Source organism: Streptomyces sp. NPDC005799 (assembly GCF_040630525.1).
Taxonomy (GTDB): Bacteria; Actinomycetota; Actinomycetes; order Streptomycetales; family Streptomycetaceae; genus Streptomyces; species Streptomyces griseorubiginosus_B.
Window position 1 is genome coordinate 22,639 of sequence record NZ_JBEXXQ010000087.1, and the last position, 6,234, is coordinate 28,872.

Sequence of the window (6,234 nt, forward strand, 5' to 3'; positions counted from 1 at the left end):
CGGCCCCAGCCCGCTCTGCCCCTTCGATCTGCCAGGAGAGTCGGCGTGATCCTCGACGGCACACCCGAGTCCGTTGCCCGCGGTGACGAAGGCGACGCGGAGTTCCGCAAGCAGCGCCTGCGCCGTCGTCTCGAGCGGTTGATCGGCGTGGCCGCCACCGAGGGCAACGAGCTGATCCCCTTGCGCAACGGCGACGAGATCTTCCCCGCGATGCTCAGCGCGATCCACTCGGCGCGCCACACGATCGACATGATGACGTTCGTCTACTGGCGCGGCCAGATCGCCGGGGACTTCGCCACCGCCCTCGCCGACCGCGCCCGTGCGGGCGTTCGGGTACGGCTGCTGCTCGACGGTTTCGGCGCCAAGGCGATCGAACGACGTCTGCTGGATCTCATGGACGACGCCGGTGTGCAGGTCGCGTGGTTTCGCAAGCCCGTGTGGCTGTCACCGTTCAAGCAGAACCACAGATGCCACCGCAAGGCTCTTGTCGTGGACGAGCACACGGCCTTCACCGGCGGCGTCGGCATCGCTGAGGAGTGGTGCGGCAACGCCCGCAATCCTGCGGAGTGGAGAGACACTCACGTCCAGGTGCGCGGCCCGGCCGTGGACGGTGTCGCCGCGGCGTTCGCGCAGAACTGGGCCGAGTGTCACGACGAACTCTTCGACGATCGTGACCGCTTCACCGAGCATGTCCAGCACGGCTCGTCGGTCGTTCAGGTGGTGCGGGGCTCGGCGAGCCTCGGGTGGCAGGACATGCAGACACTCATCCGGGTCATGCTGACCTCCGCGGAAGAGCGCTTCCGCCTCGCCACCGCCTATTTCGCCCCCGATCCGTACTTCGTCGACCTGTTGTGCAGCACGGCTCGCCGCGGGGTGCGCGTGGAGATCCTTCTGCCCGGCCCGCACACCGATCAACGCGCCTGCCGACTGGCCGGCCAGCGCCACTACCGCCGTCTTTTGGAGGCGGGGCTGTGCGTCCGGCAGTACCAGCCGACGATGATGCACGCCAAGGTGATCACCGTGGATTCGGTCGCCTCCCTGATCGGTTCGACGAACTTCAACCGCCGTTCCATGGACCACGACGAGGAGGTGATGCTCGCGGTCCTGGACGAGCGGTTCACCGCCGCGCTCGACGCCGACTACGACGCGGACATCGAGCGCAGCGTCGACTTGGACCTCGCGCGGTGGAAGCGTCGCCCGCTTCGGCAGCGGGTCGAGGAGGCGGCGGTCGTCCCGATCCGGCGCTTCTTGTGACCGCAACCGGCGCATGGCACGCGAACGCTACGTCGTCAGCGCCGGATTGGCGGGAGAGGGTTCCGGATCTGACCAGCGCAGGGGTAGCGCGCCGGGCGTTTCGATCGTCTCCGACACGGTGAAGCGCACCCGGCGCTCGCCGTCCACCGCGAACTCCGTGCGTCCCTCGCCGGTCAGTTGGAGTGTGGTGCCCGTCGTCCAGTCCAGGAACAGCAGGCCCGCGCGGGGGTCGGAGGCGAGGTTGCCGAGGGTGAGGAACATGGCATTGCCCGGATAGTCCTGCCAGCTCAGCCGACGCGGCGAGTCCAACCGTACGAAGCCCGGATTGCCGCCCCGGTGGCTGATCTCGACCTTGCCGCCATGAACGCTGGCGACGAAGAAGGTGTCCGCGGATGCGATGAACGCCTGCTGTGCCGGGGTGAGTTCACCGCTGTGGCTCGGCGTTCCGAAGGTGCGCGCGGACAGCAGCTCGAAGCGTTCCCTGCGCTGGATGTACTTGGGGCAGTTGGCGAACACACGCTCCGCCTCCACCTCGAAGCCGTTCTCCGTGGGTCGCAGCCTGCCGTTGAGGCGCATGCGGCGGCGGGTGCGGGGGTCCAGGGCGATGGTGGCGACCTGGGTGCCGTCGGCGGTGAGGGCCGGGAGGAGAGGGTCGTGCGGGTGGAGCCGACCGGTGACGGACATCCGGCGGGCGCTGGTGGCTCGGACGAATCCGGGCTGCCCGGCCAGCGCGGTGGCCCAGACCCGGCCGGAGTCCGGGGCCGCCGCACCGAGCATCAGCAGCGGCTGGAGTTCGAGGAAGGCTGCCGCCACCGGTTTGATCCGGTCGCCGACCGCCCGACCGACGTGGTCGGCCATGTCGCGGACGCCGGCCTGGTCCTGCAGTGCGCGCGATCCTTCGTGGTAGACGGCCATGGTGGCCTCCATGACTAGAAGAAACCGCAGGTCGGAGCGGACTCGTTCGGCACGGGCGCTCCTTCGGCGCCGGACGGCACCGAGATCTCCAGGCGCGTCCCGTCGGGGTCGTGGAAGAAGATGCCGCCCGACGCGGAGTCCTCGCGGTGCGCCACCACACCGTCGTAGGCGAAGTCGACGCCACGGCTGCGCAGGGCCTGCTCGTACTGCCTGACGCGTTCGATGGAATCGGCCTCGAAGGCGAGGTGGTGCAGTCCCGCACTGCCCGGGTCGTATGCGTCGCTCGCCTGTTCCCACAGCGTGAGGACCAGACGCTGTCCGTCGCCGAGGAACACGTACCGCCTGCCCTCCTCCTTGCCCTCTCCGACCACCACGAAGTCCAGGACGTCGCGGTAGAAGGCGAGCGAGCGCTGGAGATCGGTGACATTCAGGCCGATGTGGCCGGTGCGCAGAGTCATGGCTCTCCCTCACAGACGTAACCGTTGAACGCCACATTAGTGGTTAGAATCGGAAGGAGTCAACCGGTCACATAGACTTCAGGGGTTAGCCCGGAAGGAGTCGACCATGTCCGCCGCCGTGCACGACCCGCGCCCACTGACCGGCGAACCCCTCGCGCTCGACCTGCTCAACACCCGCTGGAGCAGCGATGGCGCCGTTCAGGATCTGCTCGTCGACACGGACGGACTCGCACTCTGGCTCCAGGTCAACGGACTCGGCGGCCGGTTCCCCGCGGACGGCGCGACACTGCGCCATCTGCTCCAGGCGCGCGACGCGCTGGCGAAGGCCGTGACCGGGACGCGCACGGAAGACGGGGCGGCGGCAGTCGACTCGGTTCTTGGGCACGGTCGGATCCGTGCCACCCTCAGCGCCGACGGGCCCGGTGAGGTGCCCGAGTTCGGCGACCCTTCCTGGGGGCCGGCCTGGCTGGCGGCGCGCAACTACCTGGAACTGCTCGCCGCCGCTCCGGACCGAATCCGCGCATGTGCGCACGAGGCGTGCATCCTGCACTTCTACGACACCTCCCGCAACGGCACGCGCCGCTGGTGCTCCATGGCGGCCTGCGGCAACCGCGCGAAGGCATCACGGCACTACAGCCGCACGAAGCGATGACGTACGACTGCTGAAGCCGCCGCCCCAGGATGGGTTGCCGGGGACGCGCGAAACGGTGAACCAGCACTCGTCTGCGCAGCGCCGCCTGCAGCCGACTCAGGAGCTCTCGCCCGCCGCAGCACGCTCACCACCCATGCGGCCCCCTCTCGTCGTCGAGTGGCCGCCGTGTGTCGCCGTCACTGCCCGCGTCCGGCGCCTCTCGCCTGCGCAGATAGGTCGGCGACACCGGCGTTTCGGCAGAGGCACGTCTGAGGGCACGGCGCTGGGCGGCCGTCGTGGCGCCCCAGACACCGTCGTCCTCACCGTGCTCGACGGCCCAGGTCCGGCAGCTCAACAGCACGGGACAGCGGCGGCACACCGCCATGGCGGCCCGGGCTTCCGCGCCAGGGGCGAGGGTGTCGGACAGCGGAAAGAAGATCTCGGGGTTCTCACCCAGGCAGGCCGCGCGATCACGCCAGTTCGGATTCGGGGTCGCACAGTGGTGGTGTTCGGCCATCGCATGCCTCTGCCGGCTCTCGCGGGCTCAGTCGCCCATGGTGACGACGCGACGCGTGTGGACGCCGCGCACCCGGCAGGGGTCGGCGTCAGCCTACCCAGCGGTAAGGGTGAAGAGCCATAGTTCGTCATGATCTGAGTTCATCCGCCCGGTGTGGCTGACCTCTTCAAATGGTTCAGCAGATTCAAGTTGGCCTTGTCCACGCCCAAGGCGAAGGGAAGACGATGGCCAACCACGACGAAGAGCGGCGTTACACCGACGCCCGGCACGCCCGAGCGCTTGCTGGGCATTCCGCCGGAGCGGTTCCTCGAACCCGGCGCGGGCGAGCCCCACAACGGGGCCGGCTTCAAGCGCCTCGCCACGCTGCACACCTTCGGCGACGTGTGGCCGCGGACCGACGTTCTCGACACGGCCCGCCAGATGCAATGCCGTACCGACCGCAAACAGCGTGAACAGTACGGAGCCAGTGCCTGTTCCGCGTGCCGGTAGTGCAGATGCCAGCCAGTACCGGGGTGGGAGGTCAGCCGCGGGTAGGCGGAGGCCTCAGCCAGCATCCGGTTCAGCAGATCAGCGCGCTCCTGCTCCCCGACGGTGAGGACGTGGGGGATGCAGGGGCAGCAGTGGGGTCGACCAGGCAGGGGCCGACGCCGGGGCTGGCGCTACGGTACTGGCGAAGCCACACTGGCACACGGCTCTTCACCTCCGTGGGTTACGACAAGCTGCAGGCAACGACCTCAATGCGTCGGACGCGGTCCGAAGTTGATCGGCTATCGATGAGCGTCGCCCGGCAGGATGGTTGCCACGGCGGAGGCTATTTCGAGGATGAGGCGAATGGTGCAGACGGCATTTGACACGTCCGAGCGGCGGGCGTGGGCGGGGCAGGCCGGTGCCTATGCTGCCGGTTTTGCCAAGCTCTGCGCGTATCCGGTGCCGAAGCTCCTCGACGCTGCCGGAGTCAGAGAGGGTGTGCGGGTCCTCGATGTGGGGACGGGGACGGGTACCGCCGCCGCTCTTGCATGTGAGTGGGAAGCGAAGGTGTCAGCGGTGGACGCCGAACCCGACATGGTTTCCCGGGCCGCTCTGGCGGCTCCGCAAGCTGATGTGCGGCTTGCCGCTTTGCCCCACCTGCCCTTCTCCGACGACGCATTCGATGCCACGGTCGGCAACTTCGTCCTCAACCATGTCGGACAGCCTCGGCAAGCCCTGGCGGAGTTGCGAAGGGTGACCCGTCCTGGCGGGCGGATCGCCGTCACCATCTGGGCGGCTCCCGCGGCCGCCGGGCAGACGCTCCTCGGTAGAGCGGTCCAGGCCGCAGGTGTTACCCGGCCGGCCCACCTGCCGGCTCTTGATCCCGAAGACGACTTCCCCCGTACTGAACAGGGCCTCGTCGCGTTGCTCGGGGAGGCGGGACTGAGGGACGTCGTCTGCGAAACGGTGACCTGGGACCACCAGACGACGCGCGAGGAGTGGTGGAGCGGACCAGCCGCCGGCGTGGCGACGATAGGCCAGATCGTGACGAGTCAGCACCCGGAGGTCATAGACGAGATCAAGAGCCACTTCGAGGGGTTGTGCGCGGAGTTCACCGGTCCGGGTCGTGTGTTGAGCTTGCCGCACGCTGCCCTGATGGCACATGGCCAGGCTTGACTGGCTGTTCGCAGGACATCGAAGTCCGCGGCTCGTCGAGTCGATCAGCCGGGCCGTGGTGGCGATGGCGAACCCGGTGGGTCCGGCGTAGGCAGTGCCATCGGCGCTCTGCTGAACCCCGGCATCCAACTGCCGGCCGCCACGGACCTGCGGATTCAGAGGTTGGGCAGGGCGTTGGCGTCGGCGTCGCCGGCGCAGAGCCAGTTCGAACGTCCTCCCGCCGCGGCGGCCGTTCCCTCGCCCCTCACGCCCCAGGCCGCCATCGCGGGGTGTTGCCGTGCCTAGTACTGCAGCAGCACTTTGACGTTTTCCCTGTTCAGGGGCGGTTTCGGTGAGTGTAGTGGGCTGATGGTCGGCCCGTGTCCTCTTTCCCGGACCGTCCCTCGATCGTGTGCAGCCGCCGCTGATAGTGGCAGCGGCGGGCGACGGCTTGGCGTCGTCTGCGCCAGAGTGACCATCTCAGTGCGCGTGCGCTGATGAGGTGTTGGTGAACGGCGACGGGTGAGTGGCCAGTTGCCAGGAGCCGCCGAACTTCTGCCACGGTGAGGGGCGTGAGGCAGGAACCGTTTCTGCTGCCCCCTTTGCCGCGGCATCGGCGGCCATGACGGCCAGGAAGGCATGCGCGAGCATGGCCAGGGTGATGTGCCGCATCCAGCCGGTGTAGCGGCGGACTTCGTACTGGTCGAGGCCGCATTCGTTCTTCGCGGCCTGGAAGGCTTCCTCAATCTGCCAAGCACACTGCACCTATGAATGGGTATCAGGTAGGTGATGTGCCGGTAATCGGGCGTGAGGGGCTGTTGCGGCTGGTCGCGGTG

6 protein-coding genes and 2 pseudogenes are annotated in these 6,234 nt (G+C 68.4%); 3 read left to right on the top strand and 5 right to left on the bottom strand.

The genetic code is table 11. The annotated features are described in order from the left end of the window. Nucleotides 1–45 precede the first annotated feature (45 nt). Nucleotides 46–1,254: a phospholipase D-like domain-containing protein gene (locus ABZ453_RS47305; RefSeq protein ID WP_359025697.1), complete on the top strand. Its 1,209-nt coding sequence runs from the start codon at nucleotides 46–48 to the stop codon at nucleotides 1,252–1,254. Between the two features lie 27 nt (nucleotides 1,255–1,281). On the opposite strand, the gene ABZ453_RS47310 is transcribed toward ABZ453_RS47305, so the two are convergent. Continuing rightward, nucleotides 1,282–2,169, bottom strand: coding sequence for a pyridoxamine 5'-phosphate oxidase family protein (locus ABZ453_RS47310; RefSeq protein WP_359025699.1), 888 nt, complete (start codon nucleotides 2,167–2,169; stop codon nucleotides 1,282–1,284). Nucleotides 2,170–2,183: 14 nt separating this feature from the next. Then, a complete protein-coding gene (locus tag ABZ453_RS47315) occupies nucleotides 2,184–2,627 on the bottom strand; it encodes a VOC family protein (protein WP_359025701.1) in 444 nt (147 codons plus the stop codon). A gap of 106 nt (nucleotides 2,628–2,733) precedes the next feature. Between ABZ453_RS47315 and ABZ453_RS47320 the strand changes: the two genes are divergently transcribed. Then, on the top strand, nucleotides 2,734–3,279 hold the full coding sequence (locus tag ABZ453_RS47320; RefSeq protein WP_359025703.1) for a CGNR zinc finger domain-containing protein: 546 nt from the start codon (nucleotides 2,734–2,736) through the stop codon (nucleotides 3,277–3,279). A gap of 124 nt (nucleotides 3,280–3,403) precedes the next feature. Here the strand turns inward: ABZ453_RS47320 and ABZ453_RS47325 are convergent, their stop codons facing one another. After that, complete coding sequence (locus ABZ453_RS47325; RefSeq protein WP_359025705.1) at nucleotides 3,404–3,775, bottom strand: WhiB family transcriptional regulator; 372 nt, start codon at nucleotides 3,773–3,775, stop codon at nucleotides 3,404–3,406. Between the two features lie 408 nt (nucleotides 3,776–4,183). Next, nucleotides 4,184–4,359 (bottom strand): annotated as a pseudogene (locus ABZ453_RS47330) (ABATE domain-containing protein); the annotation flags it as partial. Nucleotides 4,360–4,597: 238 nt separating this feature from the next. Between ABZ453_RS47330 and ABZ453_RS47335 the strand changes: the two are divergent. After that, nucleotides 4,598–5,419 carry a methyltransferase domain-containing protein gene (locus tag ABZ453_RS47335; RefSeq protein ID WP_359025707.1) on the top strand — a complete coding sequence of 274 codons (822 nt, stop codon included), beginning with the start codon at nucleotides 4,598–4,600 and terminating at the stop codon, nucleotides 5,417–5,419. Between the two features lie 459 nt (nucleotides 5,420–5,878). On the opposite strand, the pseudogene ABZ453_RS47340 reads toward ABZ453_RS47335, so the two are convergent. Beyond that, a pseudogene (locus ABZ453_RS47340) lies at nucleotides 5,879–6,151 on the bottom strand (IS701 family transposase); the annotation flags it as partial. Nucleotides 6,152–6,234: the final 83 nt, after the last annotated feature.